The sequence below is a fragment of the Candidatus Omnitrophota bacterium genome, assembly GCA_021735655.1.
Taxonomy (GTDB): Bacteria; Omnitrophota; Gorgyraeia; order Duberdicusellales; family 4484-171; genus JAHKAJ01.
Map to the genome: position 1 here is coordinate 15384 of JAIPGM010000004.1, position 23239 is coordinate 38622.

24 protein-coding genes are annotated in these 23239 nt (G+C 38.8%); all 24 read right to left on the reverse strand.

From position 1 onward, the window contains the following. Positions 1-148 precede the first annotated feature (148 nt). The 24 genes from bioA to K9L86_04345 all read right to left on the reverse strand — a co-directional run bounded on the left by bioA (position 149) and on the right by K9L86_04345 (position 23213). Positions 149-1483, reverse strand: a complete 1335-nt coding sequence (gene bioA, locus K9L86_04230; GenBank protein MCF7908060.1) for an adenosylmethionine--8-amino-7-oxononanoate transaminase — start codon at positions 1481-1483, stop codon at positions 149-151. After that, positions 1480-2106, reverse strand: a complete 627-nt coding sequence (gene bioD / locus K9L86_04235; GenBank protein ID MCF7908061.1) for a dethiobiotin synthase — start codon at positions 2104-2106, stop codon at positions 1480-1482. Before bioD ends, bioA begins: the two co-directional genes overlap by 4 nt. After that, positions 2103-2864 (reverse strand): malonyl-ACP O-methyltransferase BioC, encoded by a 762-nt coding sequence (gene bioC, locus K9L86_04240; protein MCF7908062.1) that lies wholly within the window; start codon positions 2862-2864, stop codon positions 2103-2105. The genes bioD and bioC overlap by 4 nt, the downstream gene beginning before the upstream one ends. After that, complete coding sequence (locus K9L86_04245; GenBank protein ID MCF7908063.1) at positions 2861-3553, reverse strand: alpha/beta hydrolase; 693 nt, start codon at positions 3551-3553, stop codon at positions 2861-2863. The genes bioC and K9L86_04245 overlap by 4 nt, the downstream gene beginning before the upstream one ends. After that, positions 3522-4679, reverse strand: coding sequence for an 8-amino-7-oxononanoate synthase (gene bioF / locus K9L86_04250; GenBank protein ID MCF7908064.1), 1158 nt, complete (start codon positions 4677-4679; stop codon positions 3522-3524). The genes K9L86_04245 and bioF overlap by 32 nt, the downstream gene beginning before the upstream one ends. Beyond that, complete coding sequence (gene bioB / locus K9L86_04255; protein ID MCF7908065.1) at positions 4667-5557, reverse strand: biotin synthase BioB; 891 nt, start codon at positions 5555-5557, stop codon at positions 4667-4669. Before bioB ends, bioF begins: the two co-directional genes overlap by 13 nt. Positions 5558-5630: 73 nt before the next feature. Continuing rightward, complete coding sequence (locus K9L86_04260; GenBank protein MCF7908066.1) at positions 5631-6608, reverse strand: biotin--[acetyl-CoA-carboxylase] ligase; 978 nt, start codon at positions 6606-6608, stop codon at positions 5631-5633. An 8-nt stretch (positions 6609-6616) separates the two neighbouring features. Continuing rightward, positions 6617-6961, reverse strand: coding sequence for a cupin domain-containing protein (locus K9L86_04265; protein ID MCF7908067.1), 345 nt, complete (start codon positions 6959-6961; stop codon positions 6617-6619). A gap of 158 nt (positions 6962-7119) precedes the next feature. After that, on the reverse strand, positions 7120-7731 hold the full coding sequence (locus tag K9L86_04270; protein ID MCF7908068.1) for an iron-sulfur cluster assembly scaffold protein: 612 nt from the start codon (positions 7729-7731) through the stop codon (positions 7120-7122). Further along, positions 7728-8918 carry a cysteine desulfurase gene (locus tag K9L86_04275; protein ID MCF7908069.1) on the reverse strand — a complete coding sequence of 397 codons (1191 nt, stop codon included), beginning with the start codon at positions 8916-8918 and terminating at the stop codon, positions 7728-7730. Before K9L86_04275 ends, K9L86_04270 begins: the two co-directional genes overlap by 4 nt. Before the next feature lie 62 nt (positions 8919-8980). Further along, entirely contained in the window at positions 8981-12115 is a 3135-nt protein-coding gene (locus tag K9L86_04280; protein MCF7908070.1) for a CusA/CzcA family heavy metal efflux RND transporter, read from the reverse strand. An 11-nt stretch (positions 12116-12126) separates the two neighbouring features. Further along, positions 12127-13305 (reverse strand): efflux RND transporter periplasmic adaptor subunit, encoded by a 1179-nt coding sequence (locus K9L86_04285; protein MCF7908071.1) that lies wholly within the window; start codon positions 13303-13305, stop codon positions 12127-12129. A gap of 10 nt (positions 13306-13315) precedes the next feature. Continuing rightward, a complete protein-coding gene (locus K9L86_04290) occupies positions 13316-14581 on the reverse strand; it encodes a TolC family protein (GenBank protein MCF7908072.1) in 1266 nt (421 codons plus the stop codon). Next, positions 14578-14859, reverse strand: coding sequence for a metal-sensitive transcriptional regulator (locus K9L86_04295; GenBank protein MCF7908073.1), 282 nt, complete (start codon positions 14857-14859; stop codon positions 14578-14580). Before K9L86_04295 ends, K9L86_04290 begins: the two co-directional genes overlap by 4 nt. A gap of 5 nt (positions 14860-14864) precedes the next feature. Continuing rightward, on the reverse strand, positions 14865-15587 hold the full coding sequence (locus tag K9L86_04300; GenBank protein ID MCF7908074.1) for a hypothetical protein: 723 nt from the start codon (positions 15585-15587) through the stop codon (positions 14865-14867). Continuing rightward, positions 15584-16141, reverse strand: a complete 558-nt coding sequence (locus tag K9L86_04305) for a YHS domain-containing protein (protein MCF7908075.1) — start codon at positions 16139-16141, stop codon at positions 15584-15586. The genes K9L86_04300 and K9L86_04305 overlap by 4 nt, the downstream gene beginning before the upstream one ends. Before the next feature lie 41 nt (positions 16142-16182). After that, positions 16183-16878, reverse strand: a complete 696-nt coding sequence (locus K9L86_04310) for a DUF1573 domain-containing protein (GenBank protein MCF7908076.1) — start codon at positions 16876-16878, stop codon at positions 16183-16185. Then, positions 16871-17992, reverse strand: coding sequence for a DUF1573 domain-containing protein (locus K9L86_04315; protein MCF7908077.1), 1122 nt, complete (start codon positions 17990-17992; stop codon positions 16871-16873). Before K9L86_04315 ends, K9L86_04310 begins: the two co-directional genes overlap by 8 nt. Continuing rightward, complete coding sequence (locus K9L86_04320) at positions 17992-18234, reverse strand: YHS domain-containing protein (GenBank protein ID MCF7908078.1); 243 nt, start codon at positions 18232-18234, stop codon at positions 17992-17994. Before K9L86_04320 ends, K9L86_04315 begins: the two co-directional genes overlap by 1 nt. Before the next feature lie 13 nt (positions 18235-18247). Further along, complete coding sequence (locus tag K9L86_04325) at positions 18248-20698, reverse strand: heavy metal translocating P-type ATPase (protein MCF7908079.1); 2451 nt, start codon at positions 20696-20698, stop codon at positions 18248-18250. Between the two features lie 59 nt (positions 20699-20757). Then, the gene (locus K9L86_04330; protein MCF7908080.1) at positions 20758-21150 is read right to left on the reverse strand and encodes a hypothetical protein; all 393 of its coding nucleotides are present in this window, start codon (positions 21148-21150) and stop codon (positions 20758-20760) included. A gap of 1 nt (position 21151) precedes the next feature. Continuing rightward, on the reverse strand, positions 21152-21340 hold the full coding sequence (locus K9L86_04335) for a hypothetical protein (GenBank protein MCF7908081.1): 189 nt from the start codon (positions 21338-21340) through the stop codon (positions 21152-21154). Positions 21341-21487: 147 nt separating this feature from the next. Further along, positions 21488-22078, reverse strand: coding sequence for a methionine biosynthesis protein MetW (metW, locus tag K9L86_04340; protein MCF7908082.1), 591 nt, complete (start codon positions 22076-22078; stop codon positions 21488-21490). Further along, positions 22071-23213, reverse strand: a complete 1143-nt coding sequence (locus K9L86_04345; protein MCF7908083.1) for a homoserine O-acetyltransferase — start codon at positions 23211-23213, stop codon at positions 22071-22073. The genes metW and K9L86_04345 overlap by 8 nt, the downstream gene beginning before the upstream one ends. Positions 23214-23239 lie beyond the last annotated feature (26 nt).

A 23239-nucleotide genomic window follows, 5' to 3' on the forward strand; every position in this document is an offset into this window, starting at 1 on the left:
TCAGATGGGGCAATGAGACTTTGGATAAAAAAGCGCTAAATTGTTCTAACATAGATTAAATAAAAGGATTAATTAGTTTAAGCAAATATTAAACACCTAGGAGTGATTTTGTCAACAAAATAAAGAATAGCCATAATCGACAAAAAACTTAAAGACATTTAATTATTCGGTAAGTCTTTTTTAAAATGTTCCGTAAATCGCTAATCTTTATTGATAAAGGTAAATAAAAATATACGATATTACCTAAAGGGCGCAGGATAACCCCCTGCCTCAAGCCTTCCCGATAAATTTTAAGACCAATTCTCTCCTTAAAGCTAAACTGTTTTTTGGTTTTCTTGTTCTTAACTAACTCTAAAGCCCCAATCATTCCTTTATAACGCAGGTCTCCAACCAATTTTAGTTCTCGAAAATTTTCTAGCCCTTTATGAAATTCTGGCAACAACTGGTTAACTCTCTCTAATGTCCGCTCTTGTTTAAACAAAGCTAAACTAGCTAAGGCAGCTGAACAAGCGATTGGATTAGCAGTATAGGTATGGCCATGATAAAAAGTTTTCTTCTTTTCATAGTCAGCACAAAAAGCTTTAAATATTTTTTCAGTAGTTAAGGTTATCGCTAAAGGCAGATAGCCAGAGGTTATTCCTTTGGAAAGACAAATAAAGTCTGGCTTTGTCTTTGTATGTTCACAAGCAAACATCTTTCCGGTTCGGCCAAAACCAGTTGCAACTTCATCTAAAATCAAATGAACCTTATATTTTTTAGCAAGCCGGGATACTTTTTTCAAATACTGTTCAGGATAAATAATCATTCCCCCGGCAGCCATAACTAACGGCTCTAAAATTATCGCAGCCACTTCCCGGCTTTTTTTCTTTAACAACTGCTCAAGAGTATTAGCACATTCCATATTACAAGTTGATCTTTCTTTATTTAAAGGGCAACGGTAGCAATAAGGCGAGGGAACCTTAAAACTCTTAAAAAATAAAGGTTTAAACATCTGATTAAATAAATCTACCCCACCCACACTCATTGCACCGATAGTATCGCCATGATAACCATGATCGAGTGAAATAAACTTTGTCTTATTTATCTTGCCTAGATTCTGCCAATACTGAAAAGATATCTTAAGTGCTACTTCTACTGCGGTTGAACCATTATCAGAGTAAAAAACCTTAGTAAGATTACTCGAAGTAATTGAAACTAACTTTTCAGCTAACTCAATGGCCGACCGATGGGTAAATCCAGCAAACAAAGTGTGATCCAAAAACTTTAGCTGCTTAGTTATCGCTGAATTTATTTTAGGATGGTTATGACCGTGAATATTGCACCACCAGCTGGAAATAGTATCGTAATAAGACTTACCCTTTACATCGTAGAGCTTTACTCCTTTTGCCCGAGCAATTAAAATCGGTGGGTATTTACGGCAATCCTTCATCTGAGTATAAGGATGCCAAATATATTTTGAATCTTTTTTTATCCAATGATTCATATCAACTTTTTTCCGATAGGAATAAATTTTTTATACAAAAAATTCTTACTTCTAGAGTAAGGCAAAATACCTAAGATCTTTTCTTGGCTAATTGCTTTTACTATCTGAGGATTATCTTTTACTACAATCTTGTTTTCTTTTGGCTTTAAATTATTAAAAACCAGGCCGATTATTTTCATCTTTCTTTTCCTTATTGCCTCAATGGTCAAAAGAGTATGGTTGATAGCCCCTAATTTATTAGCTACAACGACTATTGTAGGGAGATTTAGATCTTTGGCGATGTCAATTACCAATCTTTTTTTGCTAAAAGGCACTAAAGCTCCACCGATTCCTTCAACTATTACAAAATCAAAATTTTTAGCTAAAAGCTTAAAACTTCTTTTGATCTTAACTTCTTGAATGCTCCTCTTCTCGCTCCTAGCGGCTAAATGTGGCGAAGCTGGAAACTTAAAGCGATAGGTTCTAGTTAAAGGGCAGGGCTTATTTAGATTCCGGCATCCGGTTTCGATCCACTTCTGGGTTGCAACTCGATAACTTTTTTCCTTTAAGAATCTTGCCAACAAACTAGTTACAATAGTTTTGCCTACTCCGGTATCGGTTCCAGTTACAAAAATACCGTTCATTTTACCCCCCGACAAAAATAAACTTGATAAGTCACGTTAATCTTGTTAAATTTAGCTAAATATATTTTCTCAATTGCCGCAATTTTGCTCTTAGTCCAAAAACCCTGCCGAGAGCTGCCTCTGACGCCGGTATATTTTATTTTTTCTAATAGCTCCTTCAACGAACCATGACTTTCTTTGTAGGTTTCTTCCTCTATCTTAACTTTCCTTAAACTAGCCTCAAGGAAACTATCTATTTTCTCTTTGTCCGGAAAATTAGCCGCAGGTAATGGCGAACTATTCTGAGAAAACTCTTTCAACGAACTTTGAAGTTCGCAAAAAGTGTTCGGACCGAAAGTAGAAAATAAAATCAGGCCCTCGTCTTTTAAAAATTTAGTATATTTTTTCAAAACCCTGGCTAAATTATCAAACCACTGAAAAGTTGCGTTCGAACTTATTAAATCAAATTCCTCGTTAAAATCAGTTGTTTCAGCATCAGCAGTAATGAATTCAATATCTTTACTCCTCAACTTAGTTTTAGAAACCCCAACCATCTCTTTAGATATATCAATCGCTTTTATCTGCGCCTTGGGAAAACACTCCTTAAGTAAGCTGGTATAATTTCCAGTTCCACAACCAATATCTAATATTTTATTAAACTTTTTAGCCTCCGCTATTTTAATCAATTTTAAACCAGAGAGGCCCTGGACTGTCGAATAACAATCATAAACCTTGGCATACCTTGAAAAATTACGTCTTACAATTTCCTTATTAATCATAAATATCCAGCTACATCCTTTTCCAAAAAAACTGCATGCCCGGCTCCTTTCACTAAGATAAATTCCGCCTGAGGCAAGTTATCTTTAATATCCTTAACTTCGGCCAAAGGAACGATTTTATCATTCTCGCCTTGGATAATTACTACCTGGTTCAAAACTCTTAAGCCCGAGACATCTATTTCAGTTTGCTCTAAGTAATTTAACCCTTCAAGCAAAAAAGATAAATCTAAATCCTTAAGATAATCTTTCATCAGACCCTTTCTAAACTTAAGACTTGTTTTTTGATTAGAAAAACACTGGCTGTAGAACCTAGAAAGATACCCCTTTTTACTTCGCTTAAGAAAATTTCTTATTTCTGCTAATTGAATTGCCGGATATTTATTTCTTATACCTACTAAAATAAGCTTATCTACAATTTGAGGAAACTTGGCACTAAAATTTGCGGCTAAAAGTCCTCCCAGAGACCAACCAAAAAAAGAAAGGCGACTTATCTTATTGTCTCGAATTACTTTAAGCAGTTTCCGTTCAAAATCAAAAGGAGAGCAAAAAAAAGGAATTAAATAATTAAAGTTTAGATCTAAAGAATCAAAAATCCTATAGTCGCTGGCCCAACCAGGAACTAAAACCATCAATTCTCGACTCCCTCGATCGATATACTTAAAACTGTCTGTTGATTGAAATGACATCATTGATTAACTTATCTAATATCTGTTTTTTATGCTCGCTGGTCAACGAAAACCGCAAGCGAGCCTCATTCTTAGGCACAGTAGGTGGCCTTATCGGAAGAACCCAATAGCCCCTAGACTTAAGCTCCTGACTTATTTTAACCGATCTTTGACTGTCGCCGACAATCCAAGGTATTATCTGAGAAGCACCTCTCAATTCAAGCCCCTGTTTCTTTAGCTGATTATAAAAATAGTCAGCATTATCAAGAAGGGTTTTCCTCCTGAATGGCTCAGTCGCTACCAAATCTAAACTAGCTAGGTTGGAAGCTATGACCGAAGCCGGCAAGGCTGTAGAATAAATAAAACTGCGACACTTATTTATTAAGTATTGCTTTACTTTTTCTGAGCAAGCAAGATAAGCCCCAAAACTTCCCAAGGCCTTAGAAAAAGTTCCCATTATTAAATCGACTCTATCAGCTAAATTATATTCTTCAACTAGACCTGAGCCATTTTGGCCAAATATTCCGGTAGCATGAGCTTCATCAACCATTAACTTACAGTTGTACTTATCTTTTAATATAACAATTTCCGAAATGTTAGCCTTGTCACCATCCATACTAAAAACAGTCTCAGTAATTATCGCCGCCGCCTTGAATTTATTTCTTTCTTTTTTTAAAAGCATCTTAAGATGATCTAAGTCATTGTGCTGAAACCGAAATAATTTGGCACCGGAAAGACTTATCCCATCAATTATACTGGCATGACTTAGACGATCAGAAAAAATAACATCGCCTCTTCCCCAAAGAGCACTGACTATACCTAAATTAGCCTGATAACCAGAGTTGAAAACTAAAGCCGCTGGCTTACCCTTAAATACTGCTAGTCTCTCCTCTAATTGATGGAAAATTTCTAAGTCGCCGCTTAAAAGACGTGAGGCTGAGGAACCGGTACCGAATTGATCCAGGGCCTTTTTTGAGGCCACCTTTAGCTTAGGGTGGCTGGACAAACCTAGGTAGTCGTTCGACGAAAAATCAACATACTCCCGAGAGTCAATCCAAATAGTCCCTTTCAATCTAAGACTGGCCGGACTTAAAGTCCTCAGGAGATTATTATCTTTTTGTATTTTAAAAAAATCTTCTATTTTCTCCATAAATCCTCTATTTGCTTAATCAACTTATAATCTTCTTTTGGCTTCTGACCCTTAACCGTGAGATAGCCACCAATCAACATACCATTGGCTCCAGCCATAAAACCTTGACTCTGATGATCCTTTAATATTGTTTCCCGACCAGCCGCTATCTTGATAATCTTATCTTTTAAAATTATTCTAAAAATACATATTGTCCTTATCGCATCCTCATAAGTTATTGGCTTAATTGACTCTAGGGGTGTTCCTTTAATCGGAACCAAAAAATTTATTGGCACTGAATCAGCATTAAGCTCTTTTAAAATATAAGCCATATCAAATCTATCCTGCCAGCTCTCACCCATGCCAACTATTCCGCCGCTACAAACTTCTAAGCCAACCTCTTTTGCTGCTTTTATAGTATCAACTCTTTCCTTAAAGCTGTGAGTAGAAACAATTCGAGGATAAAAATTTTCTGAAGTTTCTATATTATGATGATAGCGAACTAATCCAGACTGTTTTAATTTTTCTAAATCAGACTTAGGCAATGCCCCTAAAGATCCACAAACAGTAATATCAAAATTATCTTTTATCTCAACGATACTTGAAATTATCACCGCTAGCTCTTCGGCTGTTAAGCGATTACCGCTGGTAACAATTCCAAACTTTTTAGCTCCAATAGCCTTAGCCGCTTTAGCTGCGGCTATGATTTCTTGTTTAGTTTTAAGTGGATAAGTAGAAATATCAATTCGATGCTTATGAGATTGGGCGCAAAACTTACAGTCTTCGCCACAAGATCCGGATTTAGCGTTTAAAATCGAACAAAGCTCTAGCTCTTGACCCAAAAACTTTTGCCTGATTTTATTGGCTTGAATAAGTAATTCGGAAAGCGGTGATTGCAATAGGCTTAAATCTTCTTTTCCCACTAACTATCATTATATTAAGGCTAATTTATTTGTCAACCAAATTAGATAGTTAGTTTACAATTACTTTTATAATATCCCCGGCTGAAACCTTAGTGATAAGCCCATTATTGCTACGCAAAAGTAAATAGCCCTTTTCATCAATTCCTTGGGCTTCTCCTTCAATCATCCGGTCAAAAATCTTAACCCTTATGCGTTTGCCCCAAAGAACACAAAATTTACTCCATTCTTTAAGCAAACTAGAAAAACTGTCTTTTTTGGCCTCTCTGTAGCAAGTTTCAATTTCTCCAAGTATGGCTCTAGCAATTTCGACCCGCTTAAACTTCTTTCTAGTATTAAGAAGTAATGAGGTTGCTTCCGGCGGTAAATCTTTTGAGTTAATATTTACTCCTACTCCAACTACTATAAAATTCACTCTATCGGTCTCAGCGTTAATCTCACAAAGTACTCCACCTAACTTTTTACCCGCAAGAATAATATCATTGGGCCATTTAACTTGACAATTAATGCCGGTGGCTTTCTTAATGGCCTTGATTACAGCTAAGGCAATAACCAAACTAATTTGTGAAACATCGCCCAAAAGAAAAAAACTCGGCCTCAACAACAAAGAAAAGTAAATTCCCCCTGATGGAGAGATCCATTTACGCATCAGGCGGCCTTTTCCTTTTTTTTGAGTTTCAGCAAATACAACTGTTCCCTCCGGTGCTCCATCTAAACCGAGCTCTCGACCAAAATCTTGAGTAGAACCTAAGCTATCATAGTAATGAATTTGTCTGGCTATGAGCTTTGTCTTTAGATTATGCTTTATCTCTTCAGGATAGAATTTATCCGGCACTGAAACTAAACTATAACCTCGATGAGGTACAGCTGTAATTTCATAACCTTTTTCAGTAAGATTTAAGATGTGTTTCCAGAGAGCCTGACGACTAATCTTTAACTTTTTGGCTAGTTCTTCCCCAGAAGAGTAGCCGGATCCACCCCTTAAAGCTTCTAATATTGCATAGTCTAGATTTTTGTTGCTAGTTTTCATCTAAGAGGCTATGAACGAATCATAGTTAAAATCATCTTAAACTTGGTTAAAGCGCGCAGAGCGTGGGGTTTATTGGCCGGCATAATAATAATTTGACCTTTGTTCAAAATGTGCGGTTCATTAGAAATCATAACTTCAACTTCACCATCAATAACACCAACCAAAGCATCGAAAGGAGCAGTATGCTCACTTAAACCTTGGTCTTTATCAAAGGCAAACACAGTAACTGTTCCGGTCTCACCTTTAATTAAAGTACGACTGACCACTGAACCTTCTTGGTATTCAATTAACTCGCTTAAGCGGGTTACTTTTCCCAGTAAAGCCTTCTCAACTGAAACTGATTTATTATCCATTGAGCCTCTCCTAAAATAATTAATAAACTATTATGAATACAAGGTAGGCAGTTTAACGTCTTACCCGGGACATCTTAGAACAACCTTCTTTGCAATGCGTAACTGGACGCAGCATAAATTTGATTATAATATTCATATCTCACCTCCTCAATTATTATCTAATTCCCAAAATGCTTCTTTAAATATTGTTCTAGAAGAGCCGTGGCTTCATCTTTACATTGACCACAGACTGTACCAAGTTTTGTTTTCTCTTGCAACTCATAGTAGCTACGGGTACCTTCTAAAACAGCCTGTTCGATCTCAATGTCAGTAACATTCATACATTGACAGATAATCTTAGCTTTTTCTTTTTCGATTTTATCAACCAATCCCTGGCGCTGATAGTAGTCACTGATTGCAGCTCTCAAAGCCTTATCGCCTAAAACCGAACAGTGTATTTTATGTTCCGGTAAACCGCCAAGTTCCTTAGCAATATCCTTAGGTGAAAGTTCAGAGGCCTGATCTAAAGTCATTCCCTTGGCCATCTCTGACAAAATTGAAGTTGAGGCAATAGCACTAGCGCAGCCATAAGTCTTCCACTTACAATCAATAATTTTATTAGTTTCCTTGTCAACCTTAATGACCACAACCATCTGATCGCCACACTTTATGTTTCCGACTATGCCTTTGCCGTCTGCCTGATAAGCAGCTTCATCTTCTAAAACATTTTTAGGATTAGTAAAATGTGCCTTTAACTTCTCACTATATACCCATTCTGGATTAGTCATTATTCATCACTTCCTTGATAAGCACTCGACATATCTCTTATCTTTTTTATTACTTTCGGAAGGACTTTAGCTACATATTCTATATCTTTAGCGCTCGTATCTCTTCCCAAACTAATTCGCACTGAACCATGAGCATATTCAGCTCCTAGGCCAGTTGCTAATAAAACATGTGACGGATCAAGCGAACCAGAAGCGCAGGCCGAACCAGTTGAAATAGCTATGCCCTCTAAATCAAGATAAAGCAAAATTGCCTCTCCTTCGGCACCAGCAAACGATACGTTTAAGGTACCGGGAATGCAATCACTAGGATGACCATTAAAATAAATATCAGAAATATTCTTCTCTATTGCTTCTTTGAGAATTGCTTTTAATTTTAATAAACGCTCCTCTTCTGGCTTCATCTCTTTAGTCCGCATCTCTATCGCCTTAGCTAATCCGATTATTCCTAAAGTATTTTCAGTTCCGGCCCGGCGACCTCTTTCCTGATGGCCACCCCTGATTAAAGGACAAAAAGGAACCCCTCTTTTTACGTACAAAGCACCAATTCCTTTAGGCCCGTATATTTTATGTCCAGAAAGAGTTAAAAAATCAACGTCTAACTCCTTTACATCTATTGGAATTTTTCCTACTGCCTGAACTGCATCAGTATGAAAAAGTGCCCCCCTAGAATGAGCTATTTTTGCAATCGTTTTAATATCTTGAATTGTACCAATTTCATTATTAGCCATCATCACTGAAACTAAACCAACCCTCTCACTAAGCATTTTCTCTAAACTTTCGAGATTGATTTTGCCTTGAGAGTTAACATCAAGATATAAAATTTTAGTACCTTTTTCTTCCAAGCATTTTGCTGTTTCTAATATACAAGGATGTTCGATGGCAGTTGTGACGATCTCGGTACGACCACCACGTAAAGAAGTACAATGCGAAGAGGGGCAAGAAAAAATAGATAAAACTGTATTGTTAGCTTCTGAACCACTACCGACAAATATAATCTCAGCGCTTTCAGCTCCAAGAAAAGAAGCAATACCTACTCTGGCTTCCTCAATCTGGCCACGAGCACGCCTGCCGGTTGCATGAAGACTTGAGGGATTACCAAAAAGCCCTAGCGACTCCCTTAAGGCCTTTTCAACTTGAGGATGCAAGGGGGTTGTTGCATTATGATCTAAATAAATATTCTGCCTAGCCATATTTTCTCCTTAAACCTCGCTAAAGATTATACTATTAAATCGCCCGAATGAAAAGCAACACCTTATTTCTTAAGAATCTGCCTTTCCTTAAACCAACAGTACAACACTGGGACCAAAATAAGGTTAGAAAGGGTAGCAGTAATCAGACCGCCTACAGTTGGTGAAGCCATTGGCCTCATAACTTCTGAACCGGTTCCGGTTGCTAACATAACCGGCAAAAGAGCAATAATTGTAGTTGCTGTAGTCATCATTGCCGGACGAAGGCGCAAGAGTCCAGCCCGGATGACTGTCTTTCGTATTTCTTCAATAGTTTTGGGGACCTTCTCTCTAAACAAATTATCTAAAGTTGAAAGTAATACTACCGCATTATCAGTAGCCACACCGAACAAAGCAATGAACCCCACCCAAACTGCAGTAGATAATCTAAGATCTAAAAAATATAGCAATATAAGGCCACCCATCAAAGACACTGGCAAACCAGTTGAAAGAATAATTAATGAACTAAAGTTCTTAAAAGCAATGTAAAGGAGCAAGAGAATAACCGTTAAGGCTATAATCAATGAAGGTATTAATCTTTTTCTCGACTCCATCTCTGATTCAAATTGGCCAGACCAGGAGATAAAATATCCTGAAGGTAATTTAAGACCCCCACTGCCAATTTTTTCCTGAACTGCTTTCTGAGCATTTTTCACAAAATCGATCAAGCCAACCTTCTCCTGATCAACATTAATAAAAACCCTTGCATACATCAAAGTATTTTCGGCACTGATAACTGCCGGGCCCAAGACTTTCTTTAACTTTGCCAGTTGGGCCAAAGGAATGTGGCCGCCGGAAGAAGTTGGGACAAATATCCTCTTTAAGGCCTCAGGGCTCTCCCTAAGTTCACGTAAGTACCTGATTCTTACCGGGTAACGCTCTCGGCCTTCAACAGTAGTAGTTATATTCATTCCACCGATTGCAGTCATAATAACATGCTGGATATCGGAAACTTTTATGCCGTAGCGAGCGGCCTGTTGACGGTCGATTTCTATTTCAAAATATGGCCGACTTGATGCCCGCTCAGCATAAGGACTCACTGCTCCGGGAACTTGCGCCACAATTTTTTCAACCTGTATGCCAATATTAACTATTTTTTCTAAATCTGACCCAAAAACCTTAACCCCTACCGGAGTTTGGATTCCGGTCGCTAGCATATCAATTCTATTTCGTATCGGTTGGGTCATAATCGGACTCACCCCGGGCATGCGAGTTTTTTCCTGAATCTCCTGAATTAATTTTTGCCGAGTCATACCAACACGCCAATCTTTTTTATCCTTTAAATGAATAATTGTTTCAATCATCAAAACCGGAGCCGGATCAGTTGCCGTCTCAGCCCGGCCTAATTTTCCAACCACCCACTCTACTTCGGGAATATCGCTTTTAATAATAAAATCCTGCTTTCGCATTATCTCCATAACCTGAGTTAGAGACGCTCCCGGTAATAGTACCGGCATAAATAAAAGATCCCCTTCATTTAAGGGCGGCATAAACTCCTGTTTCATGAGCGATCCACAAATAAGCCCAACTACTATCACCAAAATAGAAATTAGCACTATTATTTTCTTATGCCTCAATGCCCAGCTAATAGTTGGTTTATAGACTTTGCTTAATGCTCGAGCAGTTCTGTTTTCTTCAACCGGACGTAACTTACCGCGCAAAAAGTAATAACAAAGCGTGGGCAAAAGCACCAAAGCAATAACTGCAGCTGCAGCCATAGCAAAAGTCTTAGTAAAGGCAAGCGGTCTAAAGAGCTTTCCAGCCTGGCCAGTTAAGACGAAAACCGGGACAAAACCAACTATTGTGGTAAGCAAAGCAAATAAAACCGGCTTACCTACTTCTTGGGATGCGCTAATACAAGTATTCAGTCTTTCTGAAGAAGAGAGTTTAGAAACTTTGAGCTCCTCTCTTTTCTCAACAATTCTCCGGTAAATATTTTCAACTAAGACACATCCCGAATCAACCATAACTCCGATAGCTATAGCAATACCACCCAAAGACATAATATTAGCATCAACTCCAAATTGACGCATAAGTATAAAAGAAATTAACACTCCTATCGGAAGAACAATCGAAATGACTATGCTGCCGCCCAAATGTAATAAAAATATAATAATTACAAAAATGGTAATCAGGACTTCTTGACTCAAGGCTGTCTTTAAAGTGTCGATCGCCCGCAAAATTAAACCGGTACGGTCATAAAAAGGAACTACTTTAACTCCCTCAGGTAAGCCCACTGACAACTCTTTTATTTTTGACTTGATTAGCTGGATGACTTTCAATGGATTCTCCCCGTAGCGCATAAGAATTACGCCACCGGTTACTTCCTTTCCTTGCTTATCCAGAGCTCCTCTTCTAAAATCTGAACCGATAGTAACCTTAGCGATATTCTTTACATATATCGGTACACCCCCTCGGGAATCAATTACAATATCTTCAATATCTTCAGTATTCTTAATAAAGCCCAAGCCCCTAACCACAAACTCAACCCCACCCTCTTCAAACACCTTTGCCCCGACATCGATGTTTGACTTTTTAACTGCACTAATAACTTGATGCAGCTTAACCTGGTGAGAAAAAAGCTTATTCGGATCTATATCTATCTGATACTGCTTAACATATCCGCCGACTGAAGCAACTTCTGACACCCCTTCAACCGAAGTTAGCTGATAACGAACATACCAGTCTTGAATCGAACGAAGCTCGGCCAAATCATAACCATCACCTTCTACTGTATACCAAAATATCTGACCCAAAGCAGTTGCGTCGGGCCCTAAAGTTACTGAAGCGTCCTTGGGAATATTTTTTTTGGCAAAGTCGAGGCGTTCCAAAACTCTGGTTCTAGCCCAATAAAAATCAGTTCCGTCTTCAAAAATCATATTAACTAAACCAAAGCCAAAGGCTGAAGTAGAGCGCACCACCTTTACCTTAGGTACTCCCATTAAACCAGTAGTTAAAGGATAGATAACTTGATCTTCAACATCTTTAGGACTTCTGCCCGGCCAATCAGCATAAACTAATATTTGAAGCTCACCGATATCGGGTATGGCATCTACCGGAATTTCTTTCATCGAAGAATAACCCCAAACAATTAGCAAAATAAAGGTAGCTATTACCAAGAAGCGATTCTTGAGAGCAATTTCAATAATTTTATTAATCATAACTTATTAATTTAATGTTGATGCCCGGCTGGCATCGATTCATCTTCTCCCAAAGCTCCTCCATAAGCTGAAGCTGCTGCGCCTAGCTGTGATTGAGAATCAATTAAAAAATTTCCTTTTAAAACTACTGACTCTCCTTTTTCAGCTCCGGAAACTAATGGATAGAAATCCATGGTCATACCGTCAAGAACCCCTTGAGCTAGTGGCCCAACAACTACCTCCCTTAGTTGAAAACGCCCCTGGTCCAAATCAACATAGATAACTTTTCTTCTTCCAGTATCTAAAACCGCATCCTTGGGGATACTTAAAACCGAACCAAGATCACTTCTAAGCCAAACATCCACATACATATTAGGTTTTAGAATATTCCCTTCATTAGCAACTAAAATTTTAAGCCGCTCAGTTCTGGTTTTTTCCTTTATCACCGGTTCAATACTTTTAACTTCGCCTTTTAAAACAAGACTTGGATCAGCTTGCAAAGTTATCTCGACCAAATCTCCTTTTTGAGGCCAAATAATTTCATATTCATAAAACTCTGCATAAACCCACATATACTCATCAGGTAAAATTAAACTTCGGTCGGAAACTCCGGCTACTTCAAGCTCCTTAATCAAATCCTGATCCAAACCCAAAAGCTCAAGTTTTATCTTAGTAGCTTCAACTACATCTTGAGCTCTTTCTTTAGCATCTTCAAACCCCGACTCAGAAACCTTTTTATAAGTATTAAGCGCTTGTAAATACTCTTCTTCGGCAGTTCTTAACTGAGGGTCGTGAGCGACAATCCCTACAGTCCGCATCTCTTTATATAAAGGTACCACCTCGACTTTGAAAGTCTCTACCCCGGCCAATTTCAGTTCGGTAGGGTTTATGGTAACAATGTTAGTTTTTTCCTGAACCATTTCTAAATCCTTACTACCGATTAAAGTATTTTGAGGAGTTGAATATATCGGAGTTAAATCCATAAAGCAAATCGGGCATTTATTATTTCCTTTTTCAAACTCTTGAGGACTCACTCTAACCGAAGGATGCATGCCGCAGGTGTAGTACAATATTTTTCTCTCCGGAGTTGCCTCTTCTGACATTTTCATACCACTCATTTGATGGCCTTTATGTTTATTCAGATAAAGAAAGGCAATACTGGCGCCAGCTGCCAAAATAACTATTATAATTATCAATATTAATTTTTTCATTCCTTACCTCCTAAAGATCCTCCCCAATAATATACTCAATTTGAGCAACTGTCTTCATGTAATCTACAGTTTGTTTTAACTCGGCGATTTTTATAGAAATTACGCTTCTTTCAGCATCAAGAAAACTCAAAAAATCAACCACTCCATCTTCATAGCCAATACGTGATACCGAAAAATTATGCATGCTCTCAGGCAAGATTACATTCTTATACAAATCAATAAGTTGCTCTTCAGTCTCCAGCCTAAAGTGTAAGTCCTCTATCTTGAATGATAAAAAGTTTTCCTTATCTTCAACTTGATACTCTTGAGCTTCTAGCTTTGCTTTTTCAGAACTAATCTCTGAACGTACTTTCCAAAACCACAAAGGAACTTTTACCTGAAAGCCAATCATCCAGGCATCCTGGCCGTCATTTTCAAGATTAGTGGTTCCGCCGCCGATATCGATATACTCAGCCATAATTCCGAAATCAGGAATATAGCCTTGCTTGGCTAAAGAAAACTTATCCTTTTGTTTCTCAAGCATTAAAAGATCAATGATTATATGAGGGCTTTCAGCATAAGCTTTATCTAATAACTCATTTTTATCGATGTTGACTCTCTGAGCCAGTAGCCTAAAACCTAAAGGAAGCTTAATATAACTATTTTGGGGCCGGTTCAAGATACGATTAATTTGAGCTCGAAGAAGGTTTTTTTGCTTGTTTAATTTCAAAATTTTGTCTTCGATCTTAGCAATTTCTAAATCAACTTTCACCAAATCCTGCTGCGGGGCGGAGAGGGTTTCGTATTTACTCTTTATACTACTGCGAATACCTTCCAAGATCAACTTTTCAGCTTCCATGATGTGGACGGATTCAACGACGAAAAAATAATCATAAAAATAAGACTTCAAATTTTCTATAACCCCCCTTACCTCTAAAATATAACGGGCATAGGCCACTGCAGCCTCTTTCTGGGCTATGTCGCCTTTAAGCCAAAGTTTACCAGGATAAGGTATCGCTTGTTTTATGCTGTATTTTCTCTTCATCGGACCAGCTTTAGTTTCGACTGACTCGCCCCAAAAACCAAAACCAACTTCCGGCTGAGGCAGGCTTCTCTCAGCGGTAATCCTGGCCTTCTTGGACTCCCATTCTTTATTTAAAGCCCTCAACTTAAGATTATTAACTAAAGCCTCATCAAGCAATAATTCTAAAGTGTCTCTCGTTTTATCTTGAGCAAAAACTGTCATCCTCAAGACAAAAACAAACATCAAAGAAACTACAAGCAATTTTTTCGTCATAGCTTATTCAATCTTTTTATTATACTGATTATCTCACTTATTTTTTGTTGCTTATCCTTTTCCGATCTGCCGCTCAGGGCATCGACTACGCAATGCTCCATATGCTTAGAAAGTATCTTTTCAGCAACTCTGCGTAGGGCGCCGATTGAAGCATATACTTGAGTAGCAATATCAATACAATACTTCTTATCGTCAATCATTTTCTGGATACCTTTAACTTGGCCTTCAATTCGTTTCAAAGCAATTAAATTCTCTTGGTGAGTTGTCTTGTGGGGCATATTACCTACCTCCTGTTTAATTTTATCCTATCTAGAATGGGATTGAAACAATTGGCTAGAAATAGTGAGCCGATAAAGAAATCATAGCCAGGGAATAGCTTGAAAATAAGAAAAGAAAAAATGCCGGCTAAGCTTCCAAAAATGAACCCTCGTAGAGCTCCGAAACCCGAGGTCTTAGGCTCAATAAGCATAATAAACAAAAAGAAAAAACTCAAAATACTAAAAGGATTTACTCTTTCGAGAACGAAAAGAGATAAAAAGAAAACTAAGAACCCTAAAATATGCGGGATTTTCTTAAAAACATAAGCCAGATAAATCCCCACAACTATAATTAAAAAAATGTTAGCTTCGATATGCCAGGTAAGCGGCAATCGAAAAAGAACGGCTAAAAAAAGAGCGAAATTAGCTGGATTAAATAGGTGTTTTTTTCTAAATCTTAAAAGGTGTTTAGAAACAATGGCTAGTAAAGAAAAAATAACTAGTATATAAAAAGCCTGATGATAATCCAAAACTCCTGAAACAATAAATCCGGTAATTAGGGCGCTTTTGACTGAAACCCTGCGCCTAGAAAATACTTTATTTATATAATAATCAGCCAGACTGGCGCTAACCAGTCCACCTAGAACCCAAAACAGAAAGCGCAATCCCTCTTGAACGGCCATCATTAACGATAGCGCGCTCAAAAGGACGATTACGATATTTTTCTTGTCTTTTAAAAATTTTCTCATTCTTTAACTATTAACTTAGCCTTCATGCTATGATGGCCTCTTCCGCAATAAACTGAACAGAGAATCGGAAATTCCCCTGCTTCTTTAGCAATAAACTCTATTTTTCTAGTTTCCCCTTTTTTAACTGTGACGTTTATATTGTATTCCTTAATATAGACTCCATGAGGTACATCCCGGGAACTAGCCAGAATTCTTACTATGTCACCTTTTTCTACAACGATCTCCTCTGGCTCAAAACCAAACTGATAGGCTTCTAATTCAAACTCTTTAATTTTAGAGATATACTTCTCAGGATCCTTCTTAAATTCATCGACGCAGGAAGGGCAACAAAAATAATAAGTTTTTCCCTGATGAGTGTATGAATATTCTTTGCTAGCCTCTCCTCCCATAACCGGGCAAATTCCTAAATTGTCTTCGGATCTAACTGCCTTTTCATCCGTCATCTGCTTATTGGTATGATTATCCATGTCGTGGTGATGATGATCCATGTCTTGAGCATAACCCAAACTCAGATTCAAAAAAATAATTAAACCAAACAAAACTACTCTTTTCATCGCCCAGCCTCCTTTTCTAAATTATACCAGACTTTTTATCCCTACTCTACTATTTCAACCTCAAACTCAACATTTATTGTTGAATATACCGGGTCGTTGCTCTTAATTGTGACCGACCTTGCCATATGGCCTAATTTAACATGGGGGTGGTCTAAATCGGTTACAATGATCAACTTTCCTTCTTCGGCAGGCGCAAGATCAGCTTTCCAACTACTTTTTAAATTCTCCATATTCATTGAAAAAGCCGGACTCTCGCTTTTTTTCGTCTTTAGCCTGACTGTCGTGCACCCGCAGCTAGTCTTAAGTTCATTAATGGTCAGCGCCGTATTGCCTTTATTCTTTACCTTGACCGCTAACTCTAATTTACCCTTACTCTTACTGACCTTTCCTAAATCGTATGCCAAAGGCTTAATAAAAATCTCTGGCCGCTTTGCTCCGGCTTCCTCTATTAGCTTTTTCTCGACCACCTTTTTAGTTTTAAAGTCGATTATGCTATCAAGAGAATATTTTTTAGCTATTTTTAGCATAATCTCCTCTTCCCCCAGGCCAGCCTCTAAAAAGGCGTCTATGTAAGCTTTCATCTCTTTAGCGTGAGCACAAGTGCAGGAAATAAAAGATTTGCCGCACTTGCAACATTCCAATTTAGAATAAATGTCTTCTTTGGCCCCGGCAAAAACAGTACTGCTAAAAAACGCAACCAGTAAAACAAAAACAATAACTTTTAATTTTTTACTCATCGTTCTCTCCTCCTTCTACCGGATAGCCGGCATCTTCCCAGGCGCCAAAGCCATCCTCAAAAACCTTGATTCTTCCCGGCTTAAAACCATTCTTGATCAAAATTCTTCCGGCACTCATACTGGCATCGCACTTTCCTCCGTCCCAGGTACCTTCACAATAAAAAACCACCTCTTTATCAGGTGATATTTTATCAAGATTGTATTCTAAATCTGAAAGCGGAATACCCAGAGCGTCTTTAACATGCCCGGCCGAATAATCATCCTTATTTCTAACATCAACCCAAATAATATCCTTAAACAATAAAAAGTAATGTTCGTAAGCTTCCTCTAGGTGGACTATGGCCGGTTCTTGGCTAGCCGGTAACTTTGGCCCGCGAATTAAAGGATAACCTTTTTTCTCCCAAAAAGAGATACCGTCTAAGTTGTAAGCGTTGTAACCCTTCTGCCGCAGCTTCTTGGTTATGTAACTGCTTCTATGGCCGGCTCCGCAATAAGAAACTAGAGGTGTTTCTTTGTCGATGTCCTGAAGTTTAGCTAAAACATTCTCATCATTGCGGTCGAACCTGCTTTTAGGAAACCATACGGCCTCGGGGATGTGCCGTTCAATATATTCATTCTCTTCCCTTACGTCTAAAATAACTATTTTTTGTTCCTTCCCTAACCGTTCATAGAGCTCAGTTGAGCTAAGGCTGGGTATCTTGGAAATGTTTTTCTGGCCAAAGGATGCCTTAGGCCCAATCTCAGCTGAAATACTAAATTTTAACTTGGGCTGGGAGAGATCATTAGAAACAAGGTAGATATATTTCTCGTCTTTGCCGGGCTGCTTGCCTTGAGGATTGTAAATTACTTTTAATTCTGCCTTAACTCCGGCTGGTATTCGGTTAGAAGAAATCTCAGCAGTAGTACAACCGCAGGTAGTATAGACTTTCTCAATAACCAGATCCTCATCCCCGACATTCTCTACCGTAAAAATCTTCTCTTTTCTCTGGCTTTCCTCTATCTTGCCAAAATCCCAGTAATTTGAATCAACCCTAATATTGGGGCCGGATTTTCCGGCGGCTTCTTGGCTGAAAAATAAAGAAAAAAACAATAATAAATAAAGCAATTTTTTCATCAATCAGCTTCCTTTTTCTGCTTTCCTTCATGACAGCTCTTAGGAACTTTTCCGCTGCCTTTGGCAATCCAGTTTAAGAATCCATCAGTGGGCTTTCTCCTAAGATAATCTCCAATATTCTCCTGGAAAGTAGCTTTGCAGGCTTGACAATCAAAATAATAAGTTTTTCCCTGATGAGAAAAAAAATATTCCGTATTTTTACTCACCCTTACTCCGCATACGGGATCCCGTTTTTTAAACATTTTTAACCTCCAATTATATTGCCCGCTTGTACCTTCGCATCAACAAAGAATTAGATACTACGCTGACCGAACTAAAGGCCATGGCTGCGCCGGCAATCATCGGGTTCAATAAAAACCCAAATATTGGATAAAGTATACCGGCAGCAACCGGTATACCGGCAGCATTATAAAAGAAAGCCCAGAAAAGATTCTGTTTTATCTTCTTCATCGCATAATGCGATAAATCCATAGCCATAACCACATCGCGCAGGTCATCCTTAATCAATACTATGTCGCCGGATTCAATAGCTACATCGGTTCCGCTGCCGATAGCCAACCCAATATCAGCCTGAGTTAAAGCCGGGGCATCATTTATACCGTCGCCGACCATAGCTACTTTTAAACCTTCAGCCTGAAGCTTCTTGACTTCATTAGCTTTATCTTTAGGCAGGACTTCGGCTAAAACCCGCTTAATACCCAGTTGTTTGGCTATGGCTTGGCCGGTGCGTTTGTTATCGCCGGTAATCATAATCACCTGTTTTTTCATCTGTTTCAATTTAGCCACTGCCGCTTTAGAAAATTCCTTCAAAGTATCGGCTACGGCGATAATTCCGATTAGCTTATCGGCAGCAGCTACCAGCATAGCGGTTTTCCCTTCGTTCTCTAATTTTTCTAAATCTTTTTCTGCTTTTAAAATATCGATATTCTCTTCCTCCATAAACTTTCGATTACCCAGTAAAACTCTTACTCCCTCTACCCGGGCCAATACGCCTTTGCCGGTGATTGAGTTAAAATCAGTGATTGCTTTTAATTCTATAGCCTTATCTTTGGCTCCTTTTACAATTGCTTCAGCCAGAGGATGCTCAGAACTTTTCTCCACCGACGCCGCTAAACACAATACTTCACTATCAGCTTTATCATAAGCTACCACATCTGTAATTTGCGGTTCTCCCTTGGTAAGTGTACCGGTCTTATCAAAAACTATTGCTTGAATTTGATGGGCTAGCTGAAGGCTTTCGGCACTCTTGATCAATATGCCGTTTTCTGCCCCTAAACCGGTCCCGACCATTACGGCAGTCGGGGTAGCTAAGCCCAAAGCACAGGGACAGGCAATAATTAAAACGGCAATGAAAATAGTTAAAGCAAAAACAAACCCCTGGCCAACAGCCAGCCAGATAATAAAAGCTAAGATAGCAATTCCTACTACTGCCGGCACAAAATAGGCTGATATCTTATCGGCTAATTCCTGAATTGGCGCCTTAGACCCCTGGGCTTCTTCGACCAATCTGATGATCTGAGCCAAAGCCGTATCTTTGCCGACTTTGGTAGCTTTAAACTTAAAACTACCGGTTTTATTTATGGTAGCTCCGATAACCTGGCTGCCTTTAGATTTTTCAACCGGGATACTTTCTCCGCTGATCATTGACTCATCCACGCTGGAATAGCCGTCTGTTACTTGGCCGTCAACCGGAATTTTTGCTCCCGGCCTGACTATGACAATATCGCCGGCTATTACTTCTTCTACCGAAACCTCCTGCTCCTTACCGTTACGTAAAACCAGGGCTTTTTTCGCTTGAAGGCCCATGAGTTTTTTTATCGCCTCAGAAGTTTTACCTTTAGCGATTGATTCTAAAAACTTACCTAACAAGATAAAAGCAATCAAGAATCCAGCAATCTCATAATAAAGATTTTTCATATCAAAAGCAGATGAGCCCGACCAGATCACTATCGAAACATATAAACTATAAAGGTAAGCTGCTCCCACACCTAAAGCCACCAAAGTATCCATGTTCGCAGTATGGGTTTTAATCACTGCCGAAAAACCTCGAGTAAAAAACTGATAGCCGGCAAACATAATCGGAGTAGCCAGGAGAAACTGAATCAAAGCCATATTATTTACCATCCAGGAAGCAAGAGGCAGTTTTAACCCCGAACTCATCGCAAAATACATCAGCGGCGCAGCCAGAATAATCGAAACTATAAACTTAAGTTTAAGAATTCTTATCTCCCTTTCTCGAGTTTCTTTTTCTAAATCCGGGGTGGCTTTTTCTTGCTCAATCGGCTCATAGCCAGCGGCTTTAATTACGGCTTTAATCTTCTCGGCAGAAAGAATAGCCGGATCAAATTTAATCTTTGCCCGCTGGTTCACCAATAACTCTTTGCTGGTTATCCCCTTAAGGCTGTTTAGGGCTCCCTCTACCGTGCTAAGGCAATGAGGGTTGTCCATACCGATAACTTTAAGCTCTAACAGGCCTGCGGTTTTCTTATTGCCGGCTACCTTGTAGCCGGTTTTCTCTATAGCCTTATGCAAAACCTCCAAATTAACTTTACCGGAATCATAGTCAACATAAGCCTTTTCGCTGGCAAAATTAACCCTGGCTTGTTTTACTCCCGGAGTTTTTTTCAAGGCACCTTCAATAGTTGCCACACAGCTCGCACAGTGCATACCGCTTATACTGATAACCGTCTTACTTAAACCAGACATAGATTTACCCTCTCCTTTCGTTATCCGCAACCCCCTGACTGTTCTTTTCCGAGATACTCTTAATGATGAGCCTCATGTCCGGAAGGCATTTCTTTTTCACTGTTTTTTCTGCCCTGGCCGGCATCATCTTTACCCATCATCGGACAACTTTTCATCATTTCTTTCATCATTTGCCGCATTCCTTCGCTATCGATGCTTAGCTCAACCTCTTTCACCAAATTTAACTTTTTATCATATTTAACAAGCTTATTGCCTAAAAGCAACACTACCCCTCCATCTTCAGTGGCCACTAATTGTTTTTTAACCATCATCTGCATCATACCTTTTCCCATCATACTCTTGCTCATCATACCTTTATCCATCATCTCTGAAGAATGTTCTTCAGCAAAAACAGAAAAGTTAACAACAACCAACAGCAAACTACCTAAAACAATACCGGTAAACCGCTTCATCTTACGCCTCCTTTTTTAATCCGGGAATAAAAGCCGGAACCCGTTTTCTGTACTCCAGAAATTCCCAGTCGAACTGCTTCTCGACTTCTTTTTCCTCTCTCATCGCTAACTTGTAGTAAACCGACACAAGAACCGGCCACATCCCGTATGCATAACTGTCTAAACCTTCTCCAGGCATATTTATCTTCATTTATAATTATGCCTAGTCTAGGCAAGACTGTAAATTAGACCTTAGCCCAATAGCCAACTCTATGATACCACACCCCCCTATGGTATGTCAAGATGATATTAAAATATTTTCCGCTCATAACTCCTTGAGAATAAGGGTCTTACAAGCTTAATCCTTAGTAACCAAAAAAATAGCGTTTAAAGCGAAAAGGTTGGGGAAAAACTTTACTAACTTCCTTTTGCCAAGATAAAAGGCACTAGAAACCTTTATCTGTTTTTCAACACAGAAGTCTTTAAAGTCATTAATGCTCAAAAAATGAACATTGGGTGTATCATGCCAATGGTAAGGTAAAGAAGCGGTTATCGGAACTTTTCCTCTAAAGAAAATTCTAAAGCGGGCCGGAAAATAGGTAAAATTGGGAAAGCCAACAATTACTTCTTTGCCAATCCTCAAAGATTCAGTCACTACGTAGTCGACTTTTTTAATTTCTTGCATACTTTGATTCAATATCACATAATCAAAAGCTTTAGCCGGATATCCAGAAAGCCCTGTTTCAATGTCGCCATGGAATACACTTAAATCCTTCTCAACACAATTATAAATACCTCTCTCATCCAGCTCAATGCCTTGTGCTTTTACTTTCTTTTCTTTGACTAAAAAATGCAAAAGATCTCCATTGCCGCAGCCAAGATCAAGCACCTTAGCTCCGGGTTTAACAATCTTATAGATTATCCTATGGTCCAAACGTATCTTATCCATTTTTCACCAAATCATAGGTCTTTCTCAAAAAATTCTTAACCAAACGGGTCTGTTCGTCAACCTCCAGCAAAAAAGCATCGTGGCCATAGGTTGACTCTATTTCACAATAAGTAACATCAACTTGTCGAGTTTTAAGCTGCTGAATTATCTCTCTAGACTGATAAGGCGGATAGAGCCAGTCTGACTTAAAGGCAATAACTAAGAAGCGAGTATCAATTTTGTTACTCTTCGCCACTAATTTCCCTTCTGACAAATCAAGATAGTCCATAGCCTTAGTGATATAAAGGTAGCTGTTAGCATCAAAGCGCTTTACAAAGCTATCTCCTTGATATCTCAAATATCCTTCAACTTCAAAGTCAGTCTTAAAACTAAAGCTATAGTTTTTTTCTTTAAGTTTACGGGAAAACTTCTTCTCCATCGACTCATCGCTCATATAAGTTATATGACCGATCATCCTAGCAACAGACAAACCCCTCTGAGGCTGAGATTTTCCGTAGTAATTACCCTCAAGCCAATCTGGGTCAGCCATTACCGCCTGCCTCCCAACCTCATCGAAAGCTATTTGCTGAGGAGAATGCTTTAAGGCCGTAGCTATAGGAATTGCCGATGAGATGACTTCCGGATAAGAAGCTGCCCATTGTAAGACTTGCATACCACCCATTGATCCGCCAGTAACACAAAGTATCTTCTTAATGCCTAAATAATCTATAAGTCTCTTCTGAGCCGCGACCATATCAGCAATGGTAATTATCGGAAAATCAATACCATAAGGTTTATTGGTCTTAGGGCTAGTTGAAGAAGGCCCGGTTGAGCCTTTACAGCCACCAAGAACATTAGAGCAAATTATGAAATACTTATCGGTATCAAAAGCTTTGCCCGGGCCAATCATTATATCCCACCAGCCGGGTTTTTCGTCTCCTTGATGAAAACCAGCCGCATGAGCATCACCGCTTAAAGCATGGGCAACTAGAACGGCATTGGTTTTAGCTGAATTTAATTCCCCATAAGTTTCATAGCAAAGAGTAATCGGGCCTAGCTCTCCCCCATTAGCTAGCTTAAGCTGATCAGACTGATCAGCAAAAGTAAAACTCTGCGGTTCAATAATTCCTAAGCTATTTTTAGCATTTTTGCTCATAATTTACTAGATTTACTACTTAATCT

Excerpts from the sequence above, each read along its gene's own strand:
- bioA (MCF7908060.1), bottom strand. The coding sequence starts at position 1,483 with ATGAATCATTGGATAAAAAAAGATTCAAAATATATTTGGCATCCTTAT.
- bioD (MCF7908061.1), bottom strand. The coding sequence starts at position 2,106 with ATGAACGGTATTTTTGTAACTGGAACCGATACCGGAGTAGGCAAAACT.
- bioC (MCF7908062.1), bottom strand. The coding sequence starts at position 2,864 with ATGATTAATAAGGAAATTGTAAGACGTAATTTTTCAAGGTATGCCAAG.
- K9L86_04245 (MCF7908063.1), bottom strand. The coding sequence starts at position 3,553 with ATGATGTCATTTCAATCAACAGACAGTTTTAAGTATATCGATCGAGGG.
- bioF (MCF7908064.1), bottom strand. The coding sequence starts at position 4,679 with ATGGAGAAAATAGAAGATTTTTTTAAAATACAAAAAGATAATAATCTC.
- K9L86_04260 (MCF7908066.1), bottom strand. The coding sequence starts at position 6,608 with ATGAAAACTAGCAACAAAAATCTAGACTATGCAATATTAGAAGCTTTA.
- K9L86_04265 (MCF7908067.1), bottom strand. The coding sequence starts at position 6,961 with ATGGATAATAAATCAGTTTCAGTTGAGAAGGCTTTACTGGGAAAAGTA.
- K9L86_04275 (MCF7908069.1), bottom strand. The coding sequence starts at position 8,918 with ATGGCTAGGCAGAATATTTATTTAGATCATAATGCAACAACCCCCTTG.
- K9L86_04280 (MCF7908070.1), bottom strand. The coding sequence starts at position 12,115 with ATGATTAATAAAATTATTGAAATTGCTCTCAAGAATCGCTTCTTGGTA.
- K9L86_04285 (MCF7908071.1), bottom strand. The coding sequence starts at position 13,305 with ATGAAAAAATTAATATTGATAATTATAATAGTTATTTTGGCAGCTGGC.
- K9L86_04290 (MCF7908072.1), bottom strand. The coding sequence starts at position 14,581 with ATGACGAAAAAATTGCTTGTAGTTTCTTTGATGTTTGTTTTTGTCTTG.
- K9L86_04295 (MCF7908073.1), bottom strand. The coding sequence starts at position 14,859 with ATGCCCCACAAGACAACTCACCAAGAGAATTTAATTGCTTTGAAACGA.
- K9L86_04300 (MCF7908074.1), bottom strand. The coding sequence starts at position 15,587 with ATGAGAAAATTTTTAAAAGACAAGAAAAATATCGTAATCGTCCTTTTG.
- K9L86_04305 (MCF7908075.1), bottom strand. The coding sequence starts at position 16,141 with ATGAAAAGAGTAGTTTTGTTTGGTTTAATTATTTTTTTGAATCTGAGT.
- K9L86_04310 (MCF7908076.1), bottom strand. The coding sequence starts at position 16,878 with ATGAGTAAAAAATTAAAAGTTATTGTTTTTGTTTTACTGGTTGCGTTT.
- K9L86_04315 (MCF7908077.1), bottom strand. The coding sequence starts at position 17,992 with ATGAAAAAATTGCTTTATTTATTATTGTTTTTTTCTTTATTTTTCAGC.
- K9L86_04320 (MCF7908078.1), bottom strand. The coding sequence starts at position 18,234 with ATGTTTAAAAAACGGGATCCCGTATGCGGAGTAAGGGTGAGTAAAAAT.
- K9L86_04325 (MCF7908079.1), bottom strand. The coding sequence starts at position 20,698 with ATGTCTGGTTTAAGTAAGACGGTTATCAGTATAAGCGGTATGCACTGT.
- K9L86_04330 (MCF7908080.1), bottom strand. The coding sequence starts at position 21,150 with ATGAAGCGGTTTACCGGTATTGTTTTAGGTAGTTTGCTGTTGGTTGTT.
- K9L86_04335 (MCF7908081.1), bottom strand. The coding sequence starts at position 21,340 with ATGAAGATAAATATGCCTGGAGAAGGTTTAGACAGTTATGCATACGGG.
- metW (MCF7908082.1), bottom strand. The coding sequence starts at position 22,078 with ATGGATAAGATACGTTTGGACCATAGGATAATCTATAAGATTGTTAAA.
- K9L86_04345 (MCF7908083.1), bottom strand. The coding sequence starts at position 23,213 with ATGAGCAAAAATGCTAAAAATAGCTTAGGAATTATTGAACCGCAGAGT.